The organism is Pseudomonas serboccidentalis (assembly GCF_028830055.1).
In the GTDB taxonomy this organism is placed as follows: domain Bacteria; phylum Pseudomonadota; class Gammaproteobacteria; order Pseudomonadales; family Pseudomonadaceae; genus Aquipseudomonas; species Aquipseudomonas serboccidentalis.
In genome coordinates this window covers 4,915,329-4,940,295 of the sequence record NZ_CP101655.1, presented here as the reverse complement: position 1 = coordinate 4,940,295, position 24,967 = coordinate 4,915,329, and the positions used below count along the sequence as shown (strand labels likewise).

27 protein-coding genes, 5 tRNA genes and 1 pseudogene are annotated in these 24,967 nt (G+C 56.8%); 19 read left to right on the top strand and 14 right to left on the bottom strand.

Annotation, left to right across the window (positions count from 1 at the left end; translation table 11 throughout):
• The first annotated feature begins 52 nt into the window (after positions 1-52).
• The 5 genes from csrA to NN484_RS22550 all read left to right on the top strand — a co-directional run bounded on the left by csrA (position 53) and on the right by NN484_RS22550 (position 874).
• Positions 53-241 (top strand): carbon storage regulator CsrA, encoded by a 189-nt coding sequence (gene csrA / locus NN484_RS22570; protein ID WP_002554426.1) that lies wholly within the window; start codon positions 53-55, stop codon positions 239-241.
• Positions 242-303: 62 nt separating this feature from the next.
• A tRNA-Ser gene (locus tag NN484_RS22565) sits at positions 304-394 on the top strand.
• A gap of 107 nt (positions 395-501) precedes the next feature.
• A tRNA-Arg gene (locus NN484_RS22560) sits at positions 502-578 on the top strand.
• A gap of 71 nt (positions 579-649) precedes the next feature.
• A tRNA-Arg gene (locus NN484_RS22555) sits at positions 650-726 on the top strand.
• 71 nt (positions 727-797) lie between these two features.
• A tRNA-Arg gene (locus NN484_RS22550) sits at positions 798-874 on the top strand.
• Between the two features lie 19 nt (positions 875-893).
• On the opposite strand, the gene NN484_RS22545 is transcribed toward NN484_RS22550, so the two are convergent.
• Complete coding sequence (locus NN484_RS22545) at positions 894-1,412, bottom strand: cell envelope protein SmpA (protein WP_274657936.1); 519 nt, start codon at positions 1,410-1,412, stop codon at positions 894-896.
• Between the two features lie 321 nt (positions 1,413-1,733).
• Between NN484_RS22545 and mgtE the strand changes: the two genes are divergently transcribed.
• Positions 1,734-3,176, top strand: a complete 1,443-nt coding sequence (gene mgtE, locus NN484_RS22540) for a magnesium transporter (RefSeq protein ID WP_215502812.1) — start codon at positions 1,734-1,736, stop codon at positions 3,174-3,176.
• Positions 3,177-3,297: 121 nt separating this feature from the next.
• Here the strand turns inward: mgtE and NN484_RS22535 are convergent, their stop codons facing one another.
• Positions 3,298-3,624, bottom strand: a complete 327-nt coding sequence (locus NN484_RS22535; protein ID WP_003178899.1) for an Arc family DNA-binding protein — start codon at positions 3,622-3,624, stop codon at positions 3,298-3,300.
• Positions 3,625-4,012: 388 nt separating this feature from the next.
• On the opposite strand from NN484_RS22535, the gene phnN reads away from it, so the two are divergent.
• Positions 4,013-4,582: a phosphonate metabolism protein/1,5-bisphosphokinase (PRPP-forming) PhnN gene (phnN, locus tag NN484_RS22530; RefSeq protein ID WP_274657935.1), complete on the top strand. Its 570-nt coding sequence runs from the start codon at positions 4,013-4,015 to the stop codon at positions 4,580-4,582.
• Here phnN and NN484_RS22525 read toward each other — a convergent pair.
• Together NN484_RS22525 and NN484_RS22520 are read right to left on the bottom strand one after the other, a co-directional pair.
• The gene (locus NN484_RS22525; protein ID WP_127651362.1) at positions 4,557-4,736 is read right to left on the bottom strand and encodes a PA3371 family protein; all 180 of its coding nucleotides are present in this window, start codon (positions 4,734-4,736) and stop codon (positions 4,557-4,559) included. The genes phnN and NN484_RS22525 overlap by 26 nt on opposite strands.
• Before the next feature lie 20 nt (positions 4,737-4,756).
• Positions 4,757-4,987 (bottom strand): hypothetical protein, encoded by a 231-nt coding sequence (locus tag NN484_RS22520; protein WP_274657934.1) that lies wholly within the window; start codon positions 4,985-4,987, stop codon positions 4,757-4,759.
• Between the two features lie 294 nt (positions 4,988-5,281).
• Between NN484_RS22520 and NN484_RS22515 the strand changes: the two genes are divergently transcribed.
• The 3 genes and pseudogenes from NN484_RS22515 to NN484_RS22510 all read left to right on the top strand — a co-directional run bounded on the left by NN484_RS22515 (position 5,282) and on the right by NN484_RS22510 (position 7,203).
• A tRNA-Arg gene (locus NN484_RS22515) sits at positions 5,282-5,358 on the top strand.
• Positions 5,359-5,607: 249 nt separating this feature from the next.
• A pseudogene (locus NN484_RS27410) lies at positions 5,608-5,676 on the top strand (SEC-C metal-binding domain-containing protein); the annotation flags it as partial.
• Positions 5,677-7,203: a hypothetical protein gene (locus NN484_RS22510; RefSeq protein WP_274657933.1), complete on the top strand. Its 1,527-nt coding sequence runs from the start codon at positions 5,677-5,679 to the stop codon at positions 7,201-7,203.
• Between the two features lie 72 nt (positions 7,204-7,275).
• Here NN484_RS22510 and NN484_RS22505 read toward each other — a convergent pair whose 3' ends face one another.
• Positions 7,276-7,893 carry a recombinase family protein gene (locus NN484_RS22505; protein WP_274657932.1) on the bottom strand — a complete coding sequence of 206 codons (618 nt, stop codon included), beginning with the start codon at positions 7,891-7,893 and terminating at the stop codon, positions 7,276-7,278.
• Between the two features lie 175 nt (positions 7,894-8,068).
• Here NN484_RS22505 and NN484_RS22500 point away from each other — a divergent pair, with 175 nt between their 5' ends.
• Positions 8,069-8,719: a hypothetical protein gene (locus tag NN484_RS22500; protein ID WP_274657931.1), complete on the top strand. Its 651-nt coding sequence runs from the start codon at positions 8,069-8,071 to the stop codon at positions 8,717-8,719.
• Between the two features lie 152 nt (positions 8,720-8,871).
• On the opposite strand, the gene NN484_RS22495 is transcribed toward NN484_RS22500, so the two are convergent.
• From NN484_RS22495 to NN484_RS22480, 4 genes are read right to left on the bottom strand one after another with little or no spacing between them, the layout of a single operon-like run.
• A complete protein-coding gene (locus NN484_RS22495) occupies positions 8,872-9,705 on the bottom strand; it encodes a hypothetical protein (RefSeq protein WP_274657930.1) in 834 nt (277 codons plus the stop codon).
• Complete coding sequence (locus NN484_RS22490) at positions 9,702-9,920, bottom strand: hypothetical protein (protein WP_274657929.1); 219 nt, start codon at positions 9,918-9,920, stop codon at positions 9,702-9,704. Before NN484_RS22490 ends, NN484_RS22495 begins: the two co-directional genes overlap by 4 nt.
• A complete protein-coding gene (locus NN484_RS22485; protein WP_274657928.1) occupies positions 9,907-10,338 on the bottom strand; it encodes a hypothetical protein in 432 nt (143 codons plus the stop codon). The genes NN484_RS22490 and NN484_RS22485 overlap by 14 nt, the downstream gene beginning before the upstream one ends.
• Entirely contained in the window at positions 10,335-10,751 is a 417-nt protein-coding gene (locus tag NN484_RS22480; protein WP_085730375.1) for a DUF5681 domain-containing protein, read from the bottom strand. The genes NN484_RS22485 and NN484_RS22480 overlap by 4 nt, the downstream gene beginning before the upstream one ends.
• Positions 10,752-11,688: 937 nt before the next feature.
• Here NN484_RS22480 and NN484_RS22475 point away from each other — a divergent pair.
• Positions 11,689-12,222: a hypothetical protein gene (locus NN484_RS22475; RefSeq protein ID WP_274657927.1), complete on the top strand. Its 534-nt coding sequence runs from the start codon at positions 11,689-11,691 to the stop codon at positions 12,220-12,222.
• A 31-nt stretch (positions 12,223-12,253) separates the two neighbouring features.
• Positions 12,254-12,766 (top strand): hypothetical protein, encoded by a 513-nt coding sequence (locus NN484_RS22470; RefSeq protein WP_274657926.1) that lies wholly within the window; start codon positions 12,254-12,256, stop codon positions 12,764-12,766.
• A 423-nt stretch (positions 12,767-13,189) separates the two neighbouring features.
• On the opposite strand, the gene NN484_RS22465 is transcribed toward NN484_RS22470, so the two are convergent.
• Complete coding sequence (locus tag NN484_RS22465; protein ID WP_274657925.1) at positions 13,190-14,566, bottom strand: lysozyme inhibitor LprI family protein; 1,377 nt, start codon at positions 14,564-14,566, stop codon at positions 13,190-13,192.
• A gap of 210 nt (positions 14,567-14,776) precedes the next feature.
• Here NN484_RS22465 and NN484_RS22460 point away from each other — a divergent pair, with 210 nt between their 5' ends.
• From NN484_RS22460 to NN484_RS22445, 4 genes are all read left to right on the top strand, one after another.
• Positions 14,777-16,381, top strand: coding sequence for a tetratricopeptide repeat-containing response regulator (locus NN484_RS22460; protein WP_127651380.1), 1,605 nt, complete (start codon positions 14,777-14,779; stop codon positions 16,379-16,381).
• Positions 16,378-17,070 (top strand): sensor histidine kinase, encoded by a 693-nt coding sequence (locus NN484_RS22455; protein ID WP_215502109.1) that lies wholly within the window; start codon positions 16,378-16,380, stop codon positions 17,068-17,070. Before NN484_RS22460 ends, NN484_RS22455 begins: the two co-directional genes overlap by 4 nt.
• Positions 17,071-17,380: 310 nt before the next feature.
• The gene (locus tag NN484_RS22450) at positions 17,381-18,622 is read left to right on the top strand and encodes a glutamine synthetase family protein (RefSeq protein ID WP_274659325.1); all 1,242 of its coding nucleotides are present in this window, start codon (positions 17,381-17,383) and stop codon (positions 18,620-18,622) included.
• A 69-nt stretch (positions 18,623-18,691) separates the two neighbouring features.
• Positions 18,692-20,068 carry an MFS transporter gene (locus tag NN484_RS22445; protein ID WP_215502108.1) on the top strand — a complete coding sequence of 459 codons (1,377 nt, stop codon included), beginning with the start codon at positions 18,692-18,694 and terminating at the stop codon, positions 20,066-20,068.
• A gap of 152 nt (positions 20,069-20,220) precedes the next feature.
• Here NN484_RS22445 and NN484_RS22440 read toward each other — a convergent pair whose 3' ends face one another.
• From NN484_RS22440 to flgA, 4 genes are all read right to left on the bottom strand, one after another.
• Positions 20,221-20,967 carry a flagellar brake protein gene (locus NN484_RS22440; protein ID WP_215502107.1) on the bottom strand — a complete coding sequence of 249 codons (747 nt, stop codon included), beginning with the start codon at positions 20,965-20,967 and terminating at the stop codon, positions 20,221-20,223.
• Between the two features lie 92 nt (positions 20,968-21,059).
• A complete protein-coding gene (locus NN484_RS22435) occupies positions 21,060-21,527 on the bottom strand; it encodes a flagella synthesis protein FlgN (RefSeq protein WP_127651385.1) in 468 nt (155 codons plus the stop codon).
• 48 nt (positions 21,528-21,575) lie between these two features.
• On the bottom strand, positions 21,576-21,902 hold the full coding sequence (gene flgM / locus NN484_RS22430; protein WP_064588763.1) for a flagellar biosynthesis anti-sigma factor FlgM: 327 nt from the start codon (positions 21,900-21,902) through the stop codon (positions 21,576-21,578).
• Between the two features lie 160 nt (positions 21,903-22,062).
• On the bottom strand, positions 22,063-22,824 hold the full coding sequence (flgA, locus tag NN484_RS22425; protein WP_127651386.1) for a flagellar basal body P-ring formation chaperone FlgA: 762 nt from the start codon (positions 22,822-22,824) through the stop codon (positions 22,063-22,065).
• Between the two features lie 82 nt (positions 22,825-22,906).
• Between flgA and NN484_RS22420 the strand changes: the two genes are divergently transcribed.
• A complete protein-coding gene (locus NN484_RS22420) occupies positions 22,907-23,839 on the top strand; it encodes a chemotaxis protein CheV (RefSeq protein ID WP_041074300.1) in 933 nt (310 codons plus the stop codon).
• Positions 23,840-23,885: 46 nt separating this feature from the next.
• Positions 23,886-24,713 (top strand): protein-glutamate O-methyltransferase CheR, encoded by an 828-nt coding sequence (gene cheR / locus NN484_RS22415; RefSeq protein ID WP_007963053.1) that lies wholly within the window; start codon positions 23,886-23,888, stop codon positions 24,711-24,713.
• Positions 24,714-24,967: the final 254 nt, after the last annotated feature.

Genomic DNA, 24,967 nt, shown 5'->3' with positions numbered 1-24,967 from the left:
CCTTTTTTTTGCAGACTGTTGTCCCTGAAATGAAATGCGTGAGGAGAAAGGTATGCTGATTCTGACTCGTCGGTGCGCAGAAAGCCTGATTATCGGTGATGGCGAAATCACCGTGACCGTGCTCGGCGTTAAAGGAAACCAAGTGCGTATCGGTGTCAACGCCCCGAAAGAGGTTGCCGTGCACCGTGAGGAAATTTACCTGCGTATAAAGAAAGAGAAGGACGAAGAACCAAGCCATTAATTTTTATCGATTTTTATGTTTGCAAACGGGGAAGAAGGTGGTTAATATACGCCCCGTGTTGCGGAGAGCTGGCCGAGTGGCCGAAGGCGCTCCCCTGCTAAGGGAGTACACCTCAAAAGGGTGTCGGGGGTTCGAATCCCCCGTTCTCCGCCATTATTTGCTTAGTACGTTGTAATCTGGCTTTTTCTGTAAGTTGTTGAATTTATTAGAAAAAGTGGTTGGAATAGAGATTAGACGGGCTATAATGCGGCGCAACAAATGCACTCGTAGCTCAGCTGGATAGAGTACTCGGCTACGAACCGAGCGGTCACAGGTTCGAATCCTGTCGAGTGCACCATTTAAGAGAAGCTTGCAGCAATGCAGGTAACTCGGCTTCAACCAGTTGTGGTCTGGTTTAAAAACACAAATGCACTCGTAGCTCAGCTGGATAGAGTACTCGGCTACGAACCGAGCGGTCACAGGTTCGAATCCTGTCGAGTGCACCATTTAAGAGTTAGTTGCGGCAATGCAGGTAACTTGGCTTCAGCCAGTTGTGGTCTGGTTTAAAAACACAAATGCACTCGTAGCTCAGCTGGATAGAGTACTCGGCTACGAACCGAGCGGTCACAGGTTCGAATCCTGTCGAGTGCACCATATACCGAAAAGCCCGCGTTTAACGCGGGCTTTTTGCTGTCTGCGATTTGGTTTTTCCTTTCACGCATCCTCTCTCATCAAAATCGACTTGAGCGCTGCGGCCTCGTTTCAGGTCGTAGCGATAGCTCGTCGTCGATGTACGAATATTCACTTTGTCCGGTTTGCCAAGAGCGCTTTCAACATCCCGTTGGCTCATGCCGGCAATCACCCGTTGATTGATGATCGCTTCACGGCGCTGCCGGGCATCGATCAGGTTTCCGCACTTGTCCTCCATGCGACCAACAATGCCCGGTTCACGTCCCCTGATTGTCATACCGGATATTTCTTCGTGGTTGTGTTCCGGCATGATCGGCACGACAGAGCCGGGCGAGTAGGGGTGAACCTGCTGCACGGAAAGCTGCTCATCGCTCGCACAGCTCAGGCTGGTGAAGGTGATGCGGCCGTCGGGCGCTTCGCAGCGGTGAAGGGTGCTGGCGGCCCCGGCGGGCGGCAGGCAGAGCAGGGTGGCGAGTACAAGTCGGGATGTTCCAGAGCGCATTTGACGTCCTCCATGACGGTCTACGCTCAAGGGTAGTCGCTACATTTTTCATCGGCGGTGTGTTTTCTTTTCAGGATAAGTCGTCGCATTTGCAAGGATCAGGACAGCGCTCAGGTTTGTTTCGCAAGCGCTTGTTTCGGCCGCGATTTTTTAACGTTTAAAACCGTCAGCCGGTGTATCATTGCGCCCGTCAGCCCCGCCGGGGCTTATGGAAAACCTCCATGGACTTACCCAGTAGTTACTCAGTAACCCGTTTCACCAATCATGAATTGACTGATTGATCCTTCCGGCGTGCCCCGCTGCTGGGAGTGGAGTTCGCCTATGTCCGAAATCGAAGTAAAGAAAACACAGGAAAGCCTGCAGGATCGTCTGGCTCAGGTCGTTGAGCTGCTGCAGCGCCAAAAGGTCGTCGAAGACCTGACTCATCGCCAGGAAGGCGCGCATCACGACCGGGTCGAGAACCTGGTTCACCGGCAGAATCTCGTCGAGCTGCAACGCAAACTCGATGATCTGCACTCCGCTGACGTTGCTTACATTCTTGAAGCCCTGCCGCTGGACGACCGTCTGACGCTCTGGCAACTGGTCAAGGCTGATCGCGACGGCGACATTCTTCTCGAAGTATCCGATTCCGTTCGGGAAACGCTGATCGCCGACATGGACGATCACGAGCTCCTGGCTGCTGCCAAGGACATGGATGCCGACGAACTTGCTGACCTGGCCTCCGAGCTGCCGCGAGACGTCGTCCATGAGCTGATGGAGACGCTCGACCAGCAGCAACGCGAGCGTGTGCGCTCGGCCTTGTCCTATGACGAGGAGCAGGTCGGTGCGCTGATGGACTTCGAGATGGTGACCATCCGTGAGGACGTCAGCCTCGAAGTGGTTCTGCGTTACCTGCGTCGTCTCAAAGAGCTGCCGGGCCACACCGACAAACTGTTCGTGGTCGATTACGACGGCGTGCTCAAGGGCGTGCTGCCGATCAAGCGTTTGCTGGTCAACGATCCCGAAAAACAGGTTGCTGAAGTCATGGCCAGCGATCCGGTGAGTTTTCACCCGGACGAAGACGCCTATGACGCTGCTCAAGCGTTCGAACGTTACGACTTGATCTCGGCCCCGGTGGTCGACAAGAACGGCAAGCTGATCGGCCGTCTGACCATCGACGAAATGGTCGACCTGATTCGTGAGGAGAGCGAAAGCGAAGTCCTCAACATGGCCGGTCTGCGCGAAGAAGAAGACATCTTCGCCTCGGTCTGGAAATCCCTGCGTAACCGTTGGGCGTGGCTGGCAATCAACCTGATCACCGCGTTTGTCGCTTCGCGGGTGATCGGCCTGTTCGAAGGTTCGATCGAGAAACTGGTGGCGCTGGCAGCGCTGATGCCGATCGTGGCGGGTATCGGCGGTAACTCCGGTAACCAGACGATCACCATGATCGTGCGCGCCATGGCGCTTGACCAGGTCAGCACCGGCAATACCTCGCGCCTGATGCGCAAGGAGCTGGCGGTGGGATTGATCAACGGTCTGGTCTGGGGCGGGGTGATCGGTGTGGTCGCTTACCTGCTCTATGGCAGTTGGTCGCTGGGTGTGGTGATGACGGCGGCGATGACCCTCAACCTGCTGCTCGCGGCGCTGATGGGGGTGTTGATCCCGATGACGCTGGCGAAGATGGGGCGTGACCCGGCGATGGGCGCCAGTGTAATGATCACGGCCATGACCGACAGCGGCGGCTTCTTCATCTTCCTGGGGCTGGCGACGATCTTCCTGCTCTGATTCGCTGCAATGCAAAAGCCCGCCGATTGGCGGGCTTTTTTGTGCCTGCAAAAAAGCGCAGGTCAGATTTCAGGCGAAAAAAAAGCCAGCATGTAGGCTGGCTTGAGATGTTCGGTGTAGCTCAGGACGCGTCTGCGGCCATCTCGGCGTCGTGAGCGATCAGCGACACCAGAGCGTTCTGTTGACGGTGAGACAGCTGACGGAAGCGTTGCAGCAGCTCACGCTCGTGCAGCGAAAGCTCCGGGCTGTCCAGGCGCATGCTCAACTCTTCGCCCAGTGCGCCTTCCTGAATAAGACTCTGCTCAAGGCGCGCAATGATCTCGGAGTTCATGCTGCGATGATGATTGCGAGCCACCTCGGCAATGCGTTCACGCATTCCGTCTGGCAGACGTACGACGAACTTGTCAGCCGTACGGCTGGAATAAATTGCCTGTTTCAATGGGCGCATATATTTAACCGGTTAGTTCAGGGGAGCGGTTCTCGGGATTGGCCGCAGGATGTGTGGTAGGACAAGCATCCGCGCCAAATGGTTCAACCTGAATTGTTAAGAGGCCCGCATCATGCCTCAAAATTGCCAGATCATTGGCGTCAATTCTGTGACAAATATTGAGCTGGGTAAAGGCGTAATGCCAGCACCAATTATCAGAAATGCGGACTGGTTTGAAAACTTCGCCTCGGCCCGCATCACTGCCCGCTTCCTGATGCACATCTGTTGATGTCCAAAGACCTCAGAACGTGCATGCTATGCGGCTTTCAATCCTTGTTCCTTACCTGTACAGGATAGTGGCAATTTGCCGATTTACTAGGGCAAACACCCGTTGGAGGGCGTTTTCAGGATGGATGGCAGGCTTATTTATCTGATGGGGCCTTCCGGTTCGGGCAAGGACAGCCTGATCGAGGCTGCGCGTGAGCCATTGCGGGTGCTGAACTGCGAAATCATCCGCCGGGTGATCACTCGATCAGCGGAATCGGTCGGTGAAGATGCCATCGGCGTCACGCCCGAAGAGTTCGATCGACGTCAACGCGCAGGCGATTTTGCCCTGGCCTGGCAGGCCAATGGCCTCGCCTATGGCATCCCGTCAGAAATCGACGAACGGTTGAGCGCCGGACGGCATGTGCTGGTGAACGGTTCGCGCGCCAACCTGCGTCAGGCACAGGAACGCTATCCGACGCTGCTGCCGGTCCTGCTGACGGTCAAGGATGAGGTGTTGCGTGAGCGCCTGCTCGGGCGTGGCCGAGAGACGCCGGAGCAAATCGACGCTAGGCTGGCGCGCAATGCGTTGTTCAGGGACCGCAGGTCCAGTGATTTGCCCGTGTACCTGATCGACAACTCGGGCGCCCTGCAGGACGCGGTCAACCAACTGCTGGCGTTGATCCGGCTTAACGTAGCACTGGATCGAACTTGATCTTGCGCCCGGCCACCAGCGCCAGCACAAACAACACAGCAAACACGCCGCAACCAATCAGGGGCAGGGTGGCTTCGGTTTCCTCGAACAGCGAAAAATGCACAACGCCACTCAATAAGGCGAGGATCAGAAATCCTGCGGCTGATTTGGACATGCTGTACTCCTGAAGATATTTCAAAAAACCAGACGTTCGGTAGCGCGCGTCGGCAGTGCTTGCTCAGGCTCACTGACTGCCTGTGCAGTGAAGTCGCTGTGATCGCTCAGTACCGCCCACTTCGGCGCCTTCTGCACCTGCAGGTAATGCGGCATGCGCTGGGCCACCGGTTCAGCACCCTCGGGGGCAAAATGAAAGCCCACCAAAACCGCCAGGGCGATTGCGTTTGCAAGCAAGAGCGTGCTGTTCATGGGGCGAACTCCGTTTGTTCTGTTATGGAAACAGACAAAGCAGCCGTCGTGCCAACAGTCTAACCGCTGTGAAGTCCTTTAAAAACAAGCATTTGGAAGGGTTTTTCCCAAGTCGCGGGTTGCAATCTGCAATGATGGCTTTTTGGGGGAGTGCAAATTGCACGGTAAATGATCCCGCAGCATTGCAAGGCGCCTGCCTACACTTAAAAAGCCCACGGACGACATGACAAATCAAGGGCTGGCCGTTAACATGCACGCCGTCCGTCGCGCCGTGTCCGGCCGTGACAACTCAGTGTCTCAGTAGCTCAATTGGATAGAGCATCCCCCTCCTAAGGGGAAGGTTGGCAGTTCGAACCTGCCCTGGGACACCATATAATTCAAGCCTCTCATGACTTTTCCCTGACAGATCGATTCGACTGTGACAGCAGGGTGGCAGCAGTAGGCATTAAAAAACCCGTCGGGCTATGCTCTGGCGGGTTTTTTGTTTCTACAGATAGTTCGAGAACTCGGGCAGTGAACACGCCTTCTGCAGCTGAGATATTGCCGCTGATGGAGCTGTGCCTCAAGATCGGTGCGGGTTACGGCTGCAGTTAATAACGCTGCGAATGTGAGGCACGAATATGGCGAAGATAGGGCGAAACTCCCCTTGCCCCTGCGGAAGCGGTCGTAAATTCAAAAGGTGCCACGGGGTGGTCGCGCACATTCCGCAGCTGCCAGCGCATTTAGTGCCGCATATGCTTGAAGCAAGGGATCGAGCAGTTGCGCACCAGGTACAGCGGGAACGTCAGCAGGGGTTAGGACGTCCGATTGTTTCGATCGAGGCATCCGGTTATCGACTAGTTGCCGTCAGGAACAGGCTTCTGCACTCAAAGGGATGGCGAACATTCCACGACTTTCTTTGTGATTACATCAAAGTTGCGGTCGGCGTAGATTGGGGCAATGTGGAGTTAGCAAAACCTCTCGATCAGCGGCATCCTATCTTGGTGTGGTATCACCATCTGTGCATGTATCAGCGGACGTTCATAAAAAACACGGGGCAGGTCCATTCCGCGCCGATGATAGGGGCTGTTGCTGCCTACATGCACCTTGCATATAACCTGTATGCGCTCGATCACAACGCCGAGCTGCAAGATAAACTGATTGGCCGTCTGAAGAACGCCGACAACTTTGCTGGAGCGCAGTATGAGGTGTATGTCGCAGCGACGCTCATTCGCGCAGGGTTTGACCTAGAGTTTGAGAACGAAGACGACCGGGCCAGTTCGCATTGCGAGTTTGTCGCCACTCACAAACGCACGAATAAGCGCTTTTCGATTGAAGCCAAGCATCGTGCGGGTACAAAGTTTCGGCTCGGCCGTCAATTAAACCGCGCGCTGGCGAAGGCGGCGGACCACCAGCGCATAGTTTTCATCGACATAAATGTTCCAGATACTGCGGCGGGGAGCGACATGCCCGATTATCTTCGGACTGCACTGACAGATTTGAGGGCGTTCGAAGGGCGTGTGATCAATGGCAAGCCTTTGCCAAGTGCTTACGTAGTCGTGACCAACACACCGTGGCATCACCATCTTCATTCCGGGGCGTTTCGCTGCTCCACAGTGGCGGATGGTTTCCAGATCCAAGATTTCAAGCATGACACTCAATTTCCGAGCTTACGCGCTGCTATCGATGCGAGAGAACGACATATCGAGATGCACGAACTCCTGCGTGCGATCCGCGATTACTCCGAAATACCATCGACCTTCGACGGAGAGATCCCGGAATTTGCTTTTGGGGAGGGTGCACCTAGATTGATTATTGGTCAGTGCTATCTCGTCAAAGATGAGGAGGGACGAGAACGCAAGGGAGTGCTTACGACTGCAACGGTGATGGAAGCAGAGCGCAAAGCATACTGTGGTCTCAATCTCGACGACGGAACAGCGGTCATATCCACATGGGATCTGTCGGAAGGAGAAATGGCTGCATGGCAACGTCATCCCGATACTTTTTTCGGCACCCTTGGGCAGCGTACTACGACAGCCGAGACACCTCTGGACCTGTATGACTTCATCCTTTCAAGCTACTCCAAAACGCCAAAAGAGCGGCTGCTAGAGTTAATGTCCGGATCGCCGGACATAAGCGATCTTCAGGCGCTCGACCAGTCGTCGCTAGCGAGCATCTATGCCGAGCGTTGTACGAACTCGACATTGGCATTGGGGCAGAAGACACCGTCGCTCTGAACGATAAAAAGAGGCTGTACCGCCGGTACAGTTTTGCCCTTAACTTACGATGTGCTTGGGTAAGTTAGGAGGTCACTGCGAAGTCAAATCTCGAATCCGTAGCACGGTTGTTGTAGAGCAGTTGGCGTGCCTAGCTGTCGCACGGATACCGAGGCCTGCACCTAGCAGTTCAACGACTCTCCTGTGCAAATCCGAGTTGATCGGGCGGCCCTGGTACTTGCCAGCAGCTTTAGCTTTCTCGATGCCCTGGGCCTGGCGCTCACGGCGTTGCTCATAATCCTTGCGGGCTATCGCGGCCATCATCTCCACCAGCATTGAGTTGATCGCCCCCAGCATCCGACCGGTGAACTCGTCGCCTTTAGTGTCCTGCATTCCTTGGTGGCTGGTCGGTAGATCCAGCGCGACGATGCGCAAGCCCTTGGAGTCGATCGCAGCCTTGAGCTTCTGCCAATCCTCCACAGGAAGGCGCGAGAGGCGGTCTATCGATTCCACCAGCAAGACGTCACCCTTGCGCGCATCCTTGAGCAGGCGCAGCAGCTCAGGTCGATCTACCGAGGCGCCGCTGGCGTTCTCCAGATACACGCTCGCGATCACTTTATTGTGGTCAGTGGCGAATTGCTCGAGCGATGCTCGGGCGCGGCCGGCGTCCTGCTCTTCAGTCGATGCTCGGAGGTATGCGCGGATGAACATAATGTGCTGTCCGTATCAGTTAAGGTGTTCTACTAATACTGTTGCACTATGAGTGTTACTTATCAAGCGGGAAAGGCAATAAATCAGAATCTGTGCGTATCAGCTCAGGCATACCTTTTTATTGGTCGAACACATTATTATCGCCATCCCTCTAGCGACGTACTGATCAAATGTTATGAAAAATCCTTATGCTGCAGGCTTTTACGCTCTGCTAGCTGCCCTTCTTGTCATATGTGGTGCTGTATTTTGGGCCGGCTTCAATAGCGATAAGCCCAATAGTACGCAGGACGCTTTTGCATTCATAAATTCGATTTCTGCATTATTCCAAGCCCTTGCCGCGGGTGTGGTGGCAGCCTTGGCTTATAAGGGACTAACCAGTTGGAAGCAGGAGCTTAATCACAGCAAGGCTTACGGCGTGGTGTGGGATGCCAATGTTGCATTCAGGAAAATTGAGGCGAGCATCGAGCGATTAACTGATCATTGGAGTAGATACTGTCCTCCTATGAGAGCGTCTATAGTAATAGATGCTGTAAATAAAGATCCAATCAATACGCAATTCAAAGAGTTCATCGAGCACTGCCAAATCCTGGATAAAGTCGTTGTAAAAACGGGGTGGGAGTGGGCGGAGCGCGCTGAAGAGATGCAAGCTGCGCTCGATGCGTTAGCAGTGGAGGTTCACAAACCTCCGCTAACGGACACCCAGGTGCTTACTGCAAAGCTGACAGCTAAGACACAAGAAAGTGTGGACAAGGCAGTTGAGCGTGTTGAGAGTGCGATGAGCGTGATCGAGGCAGGGCTCCGAGTTTTGGATCAAAAGTATTCATAGATTTGCTGATTGATCATCGCTCTTTCCCAATTTGTTTAGATCTTATCTTCAGCATAGATCGACGCCGAAATGATCATCCCGTCCCATCGGCGGTGGTCAAGGTATTTGCTCCTGTTTGGCGGCCGCGCAGTGACGGCCGCACGCCGAACCGATTACGCGGCTTCGGTTTCTTCTTCTGCGGCTTTTGGCTTGCCTCGAGCTGGGATCTTTTCCAGCCAAGCGCGCAACGCTTCCGAGCCGTCACACCCCGATCGCCATTTTTCGAATCGACCTGCGTAGCCTGTCGAGTTGGCAATCATCCCGCTGAGCGACACCCCGACCTGCGAAGTGGTGGCGAGCACATCGTCGTAGACGGCCAGCATTTGGCGAAGAGCGTCAATATCGTCTGCGCGAGATGCGGCAATGCCCGCTCGGGAAAGGCTCGCTGCAGCTTCAGAGTTGAGACCCGAGAGCATCGGATTTGCTCTTAGCACTGCTTCGACGATATCGGGGTGACCACCCTGGCGCGCTTCGGACATGAGGTTGCGGCGTTCTTCCGGACTGAGGCCTCGCACAAGGGCTCTCAGTTCTTGGTCTGCGAGAAAGCCTGCGATATCGCTACTCGCGCGCGGAGTGACAGGAGAGAAGCCTTTGGTGACGGTTTCGGCCAGGGTGAGCATATCCTTCGCGACCGACTGCATTGCAGGAAGTAGGGCGTCTGTCACGCCTGCGATTTTCTCTTTGCTCAAGCGCTCGATCGCGGACGAGTTGAAATCTTTGTTTTCCCGGATCGAGACGATCTCTTCGCCGAAGTCTTTGAAGGTCTCCAGCGCCAGTGTTTGAAGCTGGCGAGCGGACTTCATCAAACCGCCGGCTTGCCATACTCCTTTGGTCCCGTCCGGACGCTGGATAGAGAAGGTATGAGACTCAATGCGGGAGTGCTCGTATTCGGAGTAGTGGAGGTTGGCCAAGCCGACCTTGAGAACTGAGCGTTTGCCGATTTTCATTGCGTTACCTTTGGATTGTTTGGGATTGGAGTCGAGCGGTCGGAACACGTAGAGGCGTTGAGAATTTCGAGGAGAGACGTTTTCCCAGCAGCGGCGCCGCCGACGGCTTCGGCGCTCAACTCGTCCATCAGCTGCCTGATCTGCCGAGCGTCGCTGCTAAACTGGGAGTCGCCGGCGGTCTGCTTCAGGCGGGCGATTTGGTTACGAATGTTCATTACGCGCCTCCACGATCCGTTGGTATTGCTCTGCAGCGTGCTGCTCAATCGAGACACCTTCAGGAGGCCAGGTAACGATCCAAGCCCCTTCCTCGGGGGCGACGCGCATATCGAGAATGCCGACTTGAGCTGTCCGGCCGGCACGCTCAATTTGTCGAGTGTGAAGAATGATGGCTTTCGCCATTTGCTCACCCTGGTCGCTATCCATCTCTGCGAAGGGGAAGAACAGCGATACGTTCCGCCCCTGAATTCGATAGTCGACTTGGTGCCCAGCGGTTTTCGGAAAGTCTTCTTCCGCTTGGATCTTTCTTGTATTCGCTCGGATCACTGCGAGCACAATCAGCAGGACTGTTTCATCCGCGGCGCCGATCTTCTGGGCGATCCTTTGTAGTTCTGCCTTCAATGACTTGATGCTCATTGCTGCATTCCCTCCATTTGCGTGCGGAGTTCTTCGACGGCCTTTTGAAGCTCGGCGACCTCGATCACTCGGGCAACGGCGCCCAAGCCTTCAATGAGTGACTTGCCTTGGTCGGGCGCGAGTTGTCCGCCGGCAACTGCACGCATGATTGATTTGGCTGCGCTCGGTAAGTCCGTATCGTCGAGTTCGAATTGCACCGGCTCGGAGGTCGGTTTGATTGGTGGAACCAGGCGCTCAAGGATCAGTCGGCACGCCTGCATATCGCCCTTCTTGGCAGCCGCAAGCACCTTTTTTGTAACTGCGTCCGCCCCCTCGGCAAGTCGAGCGCGAAGCTCCTGTGTTTGCCCGGAGCGCCCGCCTGGATTGCCTGACTGCCCGGGCTTCCATTTCCCGCTCTTGTCGCGCTCAGTCATGCGGCGGGCGATTCCATGGCAATGACCGGTTTGTTTTCCGCAAGCGCGATGAGGAGGGCGGATGCCTGGATGCTTCCTTCGCTGGCAGCGTCGCGCAGGCGACCCCACGCCGCGGCCACCTCTGAGCGAGTCGGTTTGTGTTGTCGACCTCGAGCGGTCTTAGCAGTGTTCATTGGATGGCCTCGGTTGGGTTTGAGCTAATTCAAACCCACATTAGGCATGATCTGATCTTATATCCAGTGTTTTTAGGGTGCACATTATATGCTACGCGCGACAGGATGGAATGGGACTGAAATAGTTGGTTTTGGCGGATCGGAAGGGGGGATTTTTGTTGCAGTAAGTCGATACTAGGCAAAGTGATACAGCGGCTCAGGCGAACGATGCGTTCACCCTCAATCTGAGGTCGGGTGCGGGGGCGTGCGCTGGCGAGTGGTGGGACTTCCTCAATTTGAGGAACACTCCCTAACGGGGGAAGTTGAGCGACCCAACCTCAATTGGGGGCTAGACCTGCCATCCCATTCCGGTGGGGCAGGTGCCGCGACACGTTTTGTGAATTATGAAAACGTGTCGCGTACCGATGACAGGCTTTTGATTTTGCGAGGGAAAGGTTTACTCCATCGGTGGAAATCTCCCCTCAATCCGGATGTTCCACCACTGGTGAAATACCCCTGAACTGTGGGAATTTCGAACCCGGGGAAATTCTCGGCGACTCGCAGCCAGGGCAAAGTGAGGGAATGCCACTTTGGTCCGGAAGGCTCAAAAGTGCGTCAGGATCACAATTAAATAGGCCTGCTCCAACCTGCTGTCAGGGCGCGACCTCAAGACTTCATGAGTAGTGCTAGCTTCGTATTGAAGGATGCTGCATCCGAATTGGTTTACCCGCGTATCATGAGGAATGCGATTCGATGCGCTGATCATGCTTAAAAAGGAAATCTAGATGAGCGATAAATTTGAAGAGTTTGTTAGACAGCTTAATGAGTCGGCTGGCGTTGGTGACGGGGGTATAGATCTCGTTGCTGAAAAAGAGATGTGGTTCAAAAAGGCGGATGAATTCTATTCGCTCGTCAGAGAGAGTCTCGATGAGTACACCTCAACTGGGATGGCAAGTCTCGACTTTGTAGACATCTCTTTGAGTGAGGAGTTGCTGGGGGCATACAGCATGAAGGAGGCCCGGATCAGCTTGGGGCGACAAATAGTCAAGCTCACACCGATCGGTACATTTTTGGTGGGCGCGCGCGGGCGCATTGATATGAAAGGTCCTAAAGGACTGGCGCGATTTGTAGTGGTACCGCCTGGTACGAGAGAGCCTCGCATTCGAATATCGGTCGGAGAGAAACCTACCTCATCTGAGCCTGTTGCTCCACCTGAAACTTGGATATGGAAAATAGCTACGCCCCCTCCGCGTATCACATACATCGATGTGACGAAGGAATCCTTTCGGGAAGCGTTGATGGGAGTCGTCAATGGGTGACAGGGTTAGCTTTTCTACCCAGGAGCAAAGCTTGGAAGATATTGCTAACCATCATGCGGACGTCCAGGCAGGTATTTTCGAGTTCTTTGCTGGCAGTTCCCAGGCCCTACTGGATCGCTATGCCGACGCCAAAGTGGATGAGGTTCGCGATAGGTCTTTAGCGGAACTGAGCTTCACAAGCTCTCTCTCGGTGCTTTCTTCAGTAGAGGCCGCCATTCGGCTTGACTACCTTAGGCGAGTTTATGATCGTCTACGCGATCCCTTGTCAAAATCTATGAAGGATCTTCACAAGGACAAAGCAAACAAAGCCCGCCTTGAGGATGACCTCCTAGTTCTTTGGCGTGAAAAAACGGATATTTCCGTTGTTTTGCTCGGTGAACTGGTTGGGGCATTTAAATACCGGCACTGGCTTGCACATGGCCGGTATTGGACACCGAAGCTTGGTCGTCGATACGACTATGAGACCGTGTATGGCATTGCTCAAGAGTTTATTGATGCTATGGATGGTTACAATGCCACGTGTGATCAACGGAGCGTCCGCTAACCTCTTTACGGTGAAGTGGCGGGTTCGCGTTGTAGTGAGCTTCAGCCAATCGTTCTTTCACAAATGAGGGCGAACTTTGAATCATGAATTATGGTTTGAGCCCGATGGCTTGCAGTTGTTTTGTCCCTCGGGGCCTCACGGCGATGAATCACGTGCACTCCTTGAGCCGGGGTCGAAGCTGGTTTGGGAGGTTGAGGCGGCAAGCTACTTCGAAGCGATGACTAAGTACTATGAGTACATGGATTGGGGTGAGTGGACCACGGATTTTCCCGAGCTGGATAAAACTCCTTACGGAGGGCCTGGCTGGGAGGATTACCCCGTATGACATATGGAGGGGCGTAGTGAAGATTCAGGACCTTCGCGACTTGAATCAATACATGAGTGCTGTGATTACCAGCACTCGCTGAGATTGAGATCATTCGGCTAGTTGTCGCCGTTCTCCTCGAACTTGCCAATCGAGGTGCTGACCCCGCTCAGCTGACGACGTCCTTTGACCTCATAGGTACGTCCACCGTCTTCCGGGTCTGGCTTGCGCACGGTCATTTGCGCAAATAACCCGTCCTTCTCGCTGTAGGCGCCGAACCAATTGTTCATCCGGCCGATAAAACACTCCTTGCCGATGATCACCGGGAAGTCAGCGACCGACTCGATGGCGTAATAGCCGGCTCCATAGCTGTAATACCCCTCAGTATCGGTGGCCGTTGGTGGAATCGGGCAGATCGGTGTTCTCTGCTCGCTGGCCTGAGTCTGACTTTCAGTTACATGAGTCAATGCTTGGTTGAGTGACTGATGCAGAGCTGGCTCCAGTTTGAATGTCGTCTTGCCGTCCTCATTGTGCTGAGTCCGGGGAACGCTAAGTCGGTAGTCGTAGCGAACCTCGATGATGGGCACTTCGTGGTTGATTTGCAGGGGGTTGAGCAAATACACCCGATCAACTCCGTAGGCGCCGGCGCGATAAGCCGCGTAAACCTTGCCACCAATATTGACCCAGTTGACCGACTGGTTGGCGCCGCGGTCGTTGGTAGAGTAGAGCGAACCGCCAATGGATTCGCCGTCGGACGCCGGGGTTCTGCGGTTGAACTTGTCGCCCTCACGGCGAAAGGTCTCGACGAACGTGTACAGGCCGGTGCCGCCCGTGTAGGTCTCGACTATCAGGTCACGTTGCCGGTCACCGTCCAGGTCAATCAAGGTAAACATGGTCCGGCCCAGGGCCGTATCTGCGTCGAACTCGGTGGTGCTCAAGGCCTTCCATTCGTCTTGGGAAACGCCTTTGGGCCGCGTCTTGGGGAAGTGCGTTTTGTCTGAGAATTGATCGGCGTCCGGGTCGGCGGAAAACGTGGTCCCAGGGCTTTTCAATGACAGTGAGGCGAGTGTCCGTTCCAGGGCAAATTGCGGATCAGTTTTGCTCGCGGCCCGAATACTGTTTTGGAGGTCATCCAAGACCTGTTTATCAACACCATCCGGTTGATGGGCGGCGAACTGTGTCCACTGCGTTTGCAAAAGTTGCAGGCGCTCGCGATAGCGCAAATCCAGGCAGGCAACATCCTCGACGCACTCATTGCGTGTTTTCAACCAGCTACGCTGCGTTTGCTTCAGGTCCGGTTGGGCTTGCGCAGAGGTGGTCATCAGTTGCCGATAGAGCATCCCCATCTGCGCATCCAGGTCATACAACCCTTTATTTGCACAAATCGTATTTTCGACGGCGCTCGAAGCTTTCGCACAATCCATTCCAGCCGCCATCGCTTGCTGGATAAACAGCAGCGCACAGGCGGACACGATGTAACGTCCTTTGATGTACACGAGATAAACCTTGTAGTGGAAAGGTAAGCCGGTGCGCAGGGTAATCGCTGTACGAGGAATCTTGAAGTGTCCGCTTCAGGGAACGTCACTTGTGGCCGATAACCCACTCGGTGACTTAAAAGTCGCGTGAAATCGCTTGATAGCATTTGGCCTGCAGCTATCATCTGCGCGCCTGAAATTGCCCTCACTTCAATTGCCTGGAAATCCTCGATGCTGTCGTATCACCAAAAGAGTTTTCTGATCGTCGATGATTTCTCGGATTTCCGCAGTTCCGTGCGTTCGATGCTGCGCGAGCTGGGGGTCAAGGATGTGGACACCGCCGACACCGGCGAGCAGGCGCTGAAGATGTGTGCGCAGAAGTCCTACGATTTCATCCTGCAGGATTTCCATCTCGGCGACGGCAAGAAGAACGGCCAGCAGGTGCTGGAAGACCTGATGTCGGAAAAGCTCATCAGCCATGAAGCGGTATTTGTCATGGTGACGGCCGAGACCAGTCAGGCCATGGTGCTCAGTGCCCTGGAGCATGAGCCGGATGCGTACCTGACCAAGCCGTTCAACCGCTCCGGCCTGGCTCAGCGTCTGGAGCGTCTGGAGCAGCGCAAGACATTGCTCAAACCGATTCTGCAAGCCCTTGATCGCGGTAAGCCGGTCGAGGTGCTCAATGCCTGCATTGCGCTGTGCAAGCAGGACATCCGTTATTCGCCGCTGTGCCTGCGTTATCGCGCCGATGCACTGCGCGACATGAATCAGAACGAAGCCCTTGAACGCCTCTACGACAGCATCATTGCCGATCGGCCTCTGCCGTGGGCGTTTGCCGGGTTGGGCAAGTTGCTGTTCAAGCGTGGGCAAGTGGCGCAGGCCAAAGGCGTCTACGAAAAAGCGCTGAAAGTGTTCCCGATGATGCCGGCGTTGTACGACGGCATGGCCGATGTGCTGGTTGCCGAGGGCGACACCAAAGGCGCGCAGCGGGTGCTGGAGGAGGCGATTCGGTTGTCGCCGCTGGCGGTGCGCCGGCAAGCGTTGCTCGGCAAACTGGCGATGGCCAACGAGGATTTCGACACCGCATCCCGCGCCTATCGTCAGGCGGTGGCGCAGGGCGCGCAGTCGCGCTTCAAGGATCCGGAAAGCAACCTCGGCCTGGCCCATGCATTGATCAGCAAAGGCAGCGAGCGCGGTCTCGACACCCGCACGCGGCTGGAGATCAACACCACCCTCAGCGCCGTGGCCAAGGAAAACCCGACGGACCCGGGCCTGCAGATTCGAGCGCGCCTGATGAAGGCGACCAGTCTGCTGCTCAACGATGCCGAGACGGCCGACAAGCTCACCGAGCAAGCGCTGATGCGCCTCGACGGCATGGAGCAGTTCATGAGCCCCGAGGCGGCGCTACTGGTCGCCAAGCAGTTGCAGATGCTCGGACAGGCCGAGGCGGGTACTTCGATGCTCAAGAGCTGCGCGGAGATCTACGGCGATGATCCGGCGGTGATGAAAGACATCGCCAAGCTCACTGACGACCCGACTATTCTCAACTCGAGCAACGCCGCCGCCGACCTCAACCGGCAGGGCGTGCGCGTGTACAAGACCGGCAACCTGGTGGAGGCCCGTGAGGTGTTCCGCAAGGCACTGAAGATGCAACCGAAGAACATCAGTATCGCGCTGAACATGGCCCAGTCGCTGCTGCACGGTACCGACACCAACGTGCCGTCGGCGGAGCTGGAAGAATGTCGGGCCTGCCTGAAAATGGTCGGCCTGATGCCCGACACCGACGCGCGTTATGCGCGTTATCAGAAGCTGAAAAGCAAGGCGTTTGGCGAATGAACCACTTTGATCCGGCGCTGGATTTCTCCACGGTGATTGCCTCCACCGTTCACGACATGAAGAACTCGCTGGCGATGCTGATGCAGGCCCACAGCCAGTGGCTGGCGCGCTTGCCTCAAGAACAGCGTACGGGGGCGGAGCAGGGCGTGATCGACTTCGAGTTCGCCCACCTCAACGGCATGCTGGTGCAGTTGCTCGGGCTGTACAAGCTCGGTGTCAACCAGATGCCGCTGCAACCGGCGTATCACGAGCTTGATGACTTCATCGAGGCGCAACTGGCGGCGCATCAAGAGGTGTTCGCCAGTCGCGGGATTATCGCCACCTATGAAGTCGATCCGCTGAGCCCGCTGGGGTTCTTCGATCGTGAGCTGATTGCCTCGGTGCTGGGCAACTGCATCAACAACGCGATTCGCCATGCCCGCGAGTCGCTGCTGATCACCGTCAGCGACGAGGCCGGGCAACTGGTGTTGAGCATCAACGATGACGGCGACGGTTATCCGGCCGAGATGCTCGAACGCCAGGCCGACTACGTACAGGGCATCAATCACAGCAGCGGCAGCACCGGGTTGGGTCTGTATTTCGCCAACCGCATTGCCGCGTTGCATCAGCGCAATGGCGTGGTCGGACACACCGAAATCCGCAACGGCGGGCCGTTGGGCGGCGGCATCTTCAGCCTCTACCTGCCTTGATCTGACGCGCACCCGTGTAGGAGCTGCCGAAGGCTGCGATCTTTTGACTTTGTTTTTCAAGATCAAAAGATCGCAGCCTTCGGCAGCTCCTACAGAGGGTATTCAGGTTGTTTGGGTTTTTGATTGACGCTGCTTGATATTCCGAACAGCCGGAGCCTATTTTGTACGGGTCGCCGTTCGCGGCTCGCACAATAACAAGGATTGCGTCATGACAAGCGATGGCCAGCGTTCACTCGTGCAGCGACTGACCGGCATTGATGAGATTGAATGTGTCACGCCGGATTTGAATGGCGTGCCGCGAGGCAAGGTGATGACCGCCGAGGGTTTCCTCGAAGGGCGGCGTTTGCAGATGGCGCGGGGTGTGCTGCTGCAATGCATCATGGGCGGTTATCCGCCGGCGCGGTTTTACGGCAGTGATGACGGCGACCTCGCGCTGGTGGCCGAGCCGAGCATGATCCATCCCCTGCCATGGAGCGACGAGCCAAGGGCCCTGGCCATCTGCGATGCCGACGAGCTGAGCGGCGAAAGCTCCAATCTGTCGACCCGTGGCCAACTCAAAAAAGTCATCGCCCGTTACGCCGCGCGCGGTCTGGCGCCAGTGGTGGCGACCGAGCTGGAATTTTTTGTCTTCGCGCCGAACACCGATCCAACCCAGCCGTTCCGTCCGCCAGTCGGCCTCGACGGACGTCGCGAAGACGGTCAATCGGCGTTCAGCGTCAGTTCCAATAACGGTCTGCGGCCGTTCTTCAACGAAGTCTATAAATGCATGGCGGCGCTCGGCCTGCCGCGCGATACCTTTATGCATGAAATGGGCGTCAGCCAGTTCGAGATCAACCTGTTGCACGGTGATCCGCTGTTGCTGGCCGACCAGACTTTCCTGTTCAAGCACCTGCTCAAGGAAGTCGCGCTCAAGCACGGCCTGACGGTAGTGTGCATGGCCAAGCCGCTGGCGCACACGCCGGGCAGTTCGATGCACATCCATCAGAGCCTCGTCGAGATCGCCACCGGCAAGAATGTGTTCAACGACGAGAACGGTCAGCCGACGGTGATGTTCCGTCACTTCATCGGCGGGCAGCAGGCGGGCATGGCTGATTTCACTGCGCTGTTTGCGCCGAACGTGAACTCCTACCAGCGTCTGTGCCACCCGTATGCGTCACCGAACAATGCTTGCTGGTCTCACGACAACCGTGCGGCTGGGCTGCGGATTCCGGCCAGTTCGCCGGTGGCTCGACGCGTGGAAAACCGGTTGCCCGGTGCCGATGCCAATCCGTATCTGGCGATTGCCGCGAGCCTGGCCGCTGGCTTGCATGGGATCGAGCATGAACTGGAACCGACCGAAGCGATTCAAGGCGAATTCGAAGTGCCGGACAATCTTTCGCTGCCGTGTACCTTGCATGCCGCTCTCGAGCGTCTGAAACGTAGCCAATTGGCGAAGGAACTGTTCGGACAGGAGTTCATCGAAGGCTACATCGCTTCGAAGACCATGGAGTTGACCAGCTTCTTTGATGAAATCACTCCCTGGGAACGGCGTGTTCTAGCAGCCCAGGCCTGACGAACTGTCGCCATCGGGCTATCGTTTGGATAGCCCGATACTTACTGCAAGGAGCCGCTCGGAACGCCGATGCGCCAAATCTGGAAATCCTTTCGAGCGCTGTATTTCGCCTCGCTGATGATGTTGATCGGCTCGGGCCTCTTATCTACTTATCTGGCTTTGCGCCTGGCCGCTGACCATGTCGACGGGCTGTGGGTTGGTGCGCTGATGGCGGCCAACTATTTCGGCCTGGTGCTGGGCGGCAAGATCGGTCACCGATTGATTGCCCGGGTCGGGCATATCCGTGCGTATTCGGCGTGTGCCGGGATTGTTGGCGCGGCAGTGCTCGGGCACGGCCTGGTCGACTGGCTGCCGGCGTGGCTGGTGCTGCGGACCATCGTCGGTCTGGGCATGATGTGCCAGTACATGGTGATCGAGAGCTGGCTCAACGAGCAGGCCGACGCCAATCAGCGCGGCCTGGTATTCAGCGGCTACATGATCGCTTCGTACCTGGGGCTGGTGCTCGGTCAACTGATTCTGGTCATGCACCCCGGCCTTGGCCTGGAACTGCTGATGCTGGTCGCGCTGTGCTTCGCGCTGTGTCTGGTGCCAGTGGCGCTGACCCGGCGGATTCACCCGGCGCCGCTGCATCCGGCCCCGATGGAGCCACGCTTCTTTATCAAACGCGTGCCGCAATCGTTGAGCACGGTGCTGGGGGCCGGTCTGATCATCGGTTCGTTCTACGGTCTGGCGCCGCTGTATGCCTCGCAGCAGGGGCTGTCGACCGAGCAGGTCGGTCTGTTCATGGGTAGCTGTATTTTTGCCGGGTTGCTGGTGCAGTGGCCGTTGGGCTGGTTGTCCGACCGTTATGATCGGGCGCTGCTGATCCGCTGCTTTGCCGGGTTCCTGGCGGTGGCGGCATTGCCGTTGGCGATCCTGCCGCAGGTGCCGCTGGAAGTGCTGTTCGTGGTCGGCTTCCTCTGTTCGCTGGTGCAGTTCTGCCTGTATCCGCTGGCGGTCGCGTTCTCCAACGACCACGTCGAAGGCGATCGCCGGGTGTCGCTGACGGCGATGCTGCTGGTGACCTACGGTGTCGGCGCCAGTATCGGGCCGCTGCTGGCGGGTGTGCTGATGAAGCTGTTCGGCAGCCAGAGTCTGTACGCGTTCTTCAGCTTCTTTGCGCTGGTGCTGGTGTGGCGCATCCGTCCGAAAGCGGTGACCAATCTGCACCAGGTCGACGACGCGCCGCTGCACCACGTGGCAATGCCCGACAGCATGTCCAGCTCGCCGCTGGTGGCCGCCCTCGACCCGCGTGTCGATGAGCAGGTGGTGCAGGAGCAGATGCAGACCACGGTCACGCCGGAGCCGGAGCCAGAATCCGAAGAGCAGCCCGAAGCGCCGGCGGAAACTGATCCCGCTGATGAGGACGATAAACCAACACCGGACATCAGTGGTGCCAGACCCTGAATCGGTGACGATAAAGCTATTCAGGCAGTGACGCTGTAACTGTGGCGAGGGAGCAAGCTTCCTCGCCACAAGGGACTCACCGCTGCCAGATTATTTGCCAATAAAAAAGGGCAGTCCCGCCAAGGACTGCCCTTTTTTTTTGCGCGTTCGACTCAGAGATCGTCTTTGTCGAAGCGACGTGCTTCACGTTGCAGCTGATAGACGAAGCGCTCGACGTTGCGCGCAGCCTGACCACTGATGTTGTGGAAGCGCAGACCGGCGAAGGTGATGTTGAGCTTTTCTTCGAAATGCAGATAACGCAGTTCGACCGAGGTCGGCTGATTGCCGAACAGCGGGGGAGCGATCAGGCGGTCATAGACCTGGCCCAGCTGCAGGCGATCAGTGATGTCGCCTTCAAAGCGCAGCTTGCAACCGGTGGCGGAAATATCCAGCAGTTTGCCGTTGATCGGTGCCTTGAGCTTTTCGCCGCCGAGTTCGACGCTGACCAGATCGGTCAGCTTCAACGCAGCGCGGAAGGCGTTGCGGCGCTGGTGGTAAACCACTTCGGTCGGCAGCTCGCCGGTGTAGAAGCGATCGCTCTCGGATTCTTCAATGTTCAAGGTGCCAGTGCATTCCCAGGCGATGCGCACGCCTTCGTGGAAGCCTTCGACCTTGAACGGCTCGCCCGCCAGCAGAAAACGTTCGCCATCGCGCGGGATCATTTCGTCTAGGGCGATGGTCGCGGTTTCACGGTCGACCTTGATCAGGTAGCTCTGGAAGCGCTGGCTGCGCTCATGGAAGGTGATGATCAGCGGATCGTGGCTTTCTTGCAGCTGGCGCAGGTTGCTGGAGATTTCCAGGGGCGTGGTCAGCACCTTTGGTGGCTGCGGACTATCATCCGCGCTTAGGGCGTTTGGCACGTTTTCTCAATCTCCAGACAAAATTTGACTACGACTAGCCAGCATTTTGCCAGCATGTTTCGCGGGTTGATAGTGCAGGCACATCGAATGGCTCACGCCTGGCTGAGCGTACGCGGCTTGGTAGGTTTGGCGAACGTGCCGGAGGCGTCATACAGCGCTGGAGGCTCGCCCCCGGTGAGGATTTTCAGCTGATTGGCCGTGGCGGCCTGCTGAATCTGGATCGACTGACCGTTTTTGACGTTGGCCGCCTGGCACTGGGCAATCAGGTCGGTCAGCACATCGCTCTGCGACAGCAACTGGTCGCCAATGCTCGAGTGGCTGGCCAGTTGCTCCAGGCCCTGACGGTCGAGCGGCAGGTTGAGGCTGGCAAGGATTTCGCTGCGCTTGCGGCCATGCTGTTCAAGCAGAATGATCAATGCCTGTTTGCGCGCCAGAATATCTTCCAGCAGAGGCATGTCGCGACCGTGCAAGGCGAGGGACTCGGTTTGCAGTAACTCCAGCAATTGTTGAGCTGGAGCAAAGTCGTCGGTGATCAGTTGCAATAAATTAGTGTCGTGCATGGCTGGCCTTGGGTTCTAAGCGTCCAAAAGCCTGGCGCCGGCAAAAGCCTAGCGCTGGGCTTCGAAGTTGAGCAGTTTGCTGGCTACACGGTTGCTGTCGACTTTGTAGCTGCCATCGGCAATCGCTGCTTTCAACTCGGCCACGCGGGCTTTGTCGACGGCAGGCTGATCGCGCAGCTTGTCAGTGACCTTCTGCAACTGTTGAGCCTCATTGCTGAGGTGTACCGATTCCCCGCTTTTTGCGGTACTGGCCGTTTCGGCCGGGGTATTCAGCGGCGCGGAGGTGCCGGTTTCGGCGGTTTCCTTGGCGTTGCTGGTACGTGTACTGCCCGTAAGTGACGAGGAGCTGTTCAAACGGCTGAAATCGATGACCATGTTAAAAACCTCTGGGAATTTGGACGCTTGCCATGTTTTCGGCCATTCCCTGAAAAACTTTAGGCTCACTTTGCAATGAGCTGCATGTGCCGAAGCGTGTCCTGCTGCGGCACAGTTTAGGGAAGCGTCGGGGCGCGCGCCAGTTTTCTGCGTGAGCGTTTTACATGGCCACTTCCACTTGGCCCGGCGCAACGACTTGCGCCTTGATGACCCGGTTGGAATTGAGGTTTTTCACCCGAATCTGTTCTTTCAGACCGCCATTGGCCAGGGCTTCACCGGGCATACGCACGGCGAGCGTACCGCTGCGGGCGATGATGACCACCTGATCACCCTTGCGCACCACTTCCGCCTGTTCCAGATGCACCAGGGTAATGACCTGATCGGCGACCGTTGGTCGGGTTAATTTCTGCCCGATGGCGTCATCCACCGACGTCAGGAAGCCCTGATTGATCTGGCTGACGTCGCGTTCACGCAGGGTCACGTCCTGCGGCCCGATAATCCCGGCGCGTTTGAGGGGCCGGGTGGTGGTGACAATCTCGCGAAACAGGCGGACTTGAGCGGGCACGAACACCGTCCACGGCGAGCTTCCCTCGCACCGGACCTTGACCGTTACCCGGCCCAGCGGACGTGCCGGGCTCTCCAGCGACGCTGTCAATTCCTTGTCGCACATAGGCATGCGCATACGTGGGTCGAGCTGGTTGACCTCGATTTCGTAGCGGCCTTCCGTTTGACTGGTAGCCAGATAGTCTTCTACGGTGAACTCAAGAAAGCCCTGAGTGACGCCGATAAGCATGTCAGGCAAGGTAACCGTATCGGCACCGGCAGGGCTGCCAGCGAAAAACAAGCAGACGGCGGACGTCGCGCACAGCGCTTTGCGGGTGCGGGAGGTCAGGCGTCGAAAAAATGTCGTTTGAGCGTTCATACGAGTTAAAAAGCAAGCGCCGTGCCGTTTAGCAATGAATGTGCGTCGCAACAACACTTGGCGTTGGTGTAGGAGTCTGGGCATGGCTGGTGTAATGGATTCGGTGAACCAGCGCACGCAACTGGTAGGGCAGAATCGCCTGGAGCTGTTGTTGTTCCGTCTCGACGGTCAGCAGCTCTACGGAATCAACGTGTTCAAGGTACGGGAAGTGCTGCAGTGCCCGTCGCTGACGTTGATGCCCAAGTCCAGTCCTGTCGTGTGCGGGGTGGCGAATATTCGGGGGGCGACCATTCCGATCCTTGATCTGGCAATGGCGACCGGCTCCGGGGCGTTGAAAGACAAGAACAGTCCGTTCGTGATCATCACGGAGTACAACACCAAGACCCAGGGTTTCCTGGTCCGCTCGGTGGAGCGCATCGTCAACATGAACTGGGAAGAGATTCATCCGCCGCCCAAGGGCACGGGGCGCGACCACTACCTGACCGCTGTGACTCGGGTCGACAATCAGTTGGTCGAAATCATCGATGTCGAGAAGGTGCTGGCGGAAGTCGCGCCGACACCGGAGGCGATTTCGGTCGGTGTGGTCGATGTCGAGACCCAGAGCAAGGCGTTGTCGCTGCGGGTGCTGACGGTCGATGACTCGTCGGTGGCGCGCAAGCAGGTCACGCGTTGCCTGCAGACGGTCGGTGTCGAAGTGGTGGCGCTGAACGATGGCAAGCAGGCGCTGGATTACCTGCGCAAGCTGGTCGATGAGGGCAAGAAGCCGGAAGAAGAGTTCCTGATGATGATTTCCGACATCGAGATGCCGGAGATGGACGGGTACACCCTGACGGCGGAGATCCGCAGCGACCCGCGCATGCAAAAACTTCATATCATCCTGCATACTTCGTTGTCGGGGGTCTTCAATCAGGCGATGGTCAAGAAAGTCGGTGCCGATGACTTCCTGGCCAAATTCCGTCCTGATGACCTGGCATCCCGGGTAGTCGACCGGATCAAAGCAGCAGATATCAGCTAGGGACCTTCTGTCCCTGGCGGTCAACACGATTTAAGAGGCGGCATCATTGTCTACGGGTAATTTGGATTTCGAACAGTTCCGGGTCTTCCTGGAAAAAGCCTGTGGCATTTTGCTCGGTGAAAACAAGCAGTACCTGGTCTCGAGCCGTCTCAACAAACTGATGGAGCAGCAAGGCATCAAGTCCCTGGGTGAGCTGGTACAGCGCATCCAGACCCAGCCGCGCAGCGGTTTGCGCGAGCAGGTGGTCGATGCCATGACGACCAACGAAACCCTGTGGTTTCGTGACACCTATCCGTTTGAGGTCTTGAAGAACAAGGTGCTGCCCGAGGCGATCAAGGCCAGTCCCAACCAGCGTCTGCGGATCTGGTCGGCGGCGTGCTCGTCGGGTCAGGAACCGTATTCGCTGTCGATGTCGATCGATGAGTTCGAGCGCAGCAATCTCGGCCAGTTGAAGATGGGCGTGCAGATCGTTGCCACGGACTTGTCCGGCAGCATGCTGACCAACTGCAAGACCGGCGAGTACGACAGCCTGGCGATCGGTCGCGGTTTGTCCGCCGACCGTCTGCAGCGTTACTTCGACCCGAAAGGGCCGGGGCGCTGGGTGATCAAGGCGCCGATCAAGAACCGGGTGGAATTCCGTTCGTTCAACCTGCTCGACAGCTACGCGAGCCTGGGCAAGTTCGACATCGTGTTCTGCCGCAACGTACTGATCTACTTCTCCGCCGAGGTGAAGAAGGACATCCTGTTGCGCATTCACAGCACGCTGAAGCCGGGCGGGTATCTGTTCCTGGGCGCCTCCGAAGCGCTGAACGGTTTGCCGGATCATTACCAGATGGTCCAGTGCAGCCCGGGGATCATTTACCAGGCCAAGTGAAGCATGTGGCAAAAGAAGGGAGCCCTCAGGGGCTCCTTTTTTTTGCCGCATGCTTCACGTAGGAGCTGCCGAAGGCTGCGATCTTTTGATTTTGTTTTTCAAGATCAAGATCAAAAGATCGCAGCCTTCGGCAGCTCCTGCAGGGGGAGGTGTTAACAGGACGAAGCGGCAGAAAAGCGGCAGCCAGCGGAAACCGGTTGCCGCTTTTCTGGCATTGCCGCGTTGCCGACTTCTCGCAAAGCCCCGGTTTACGG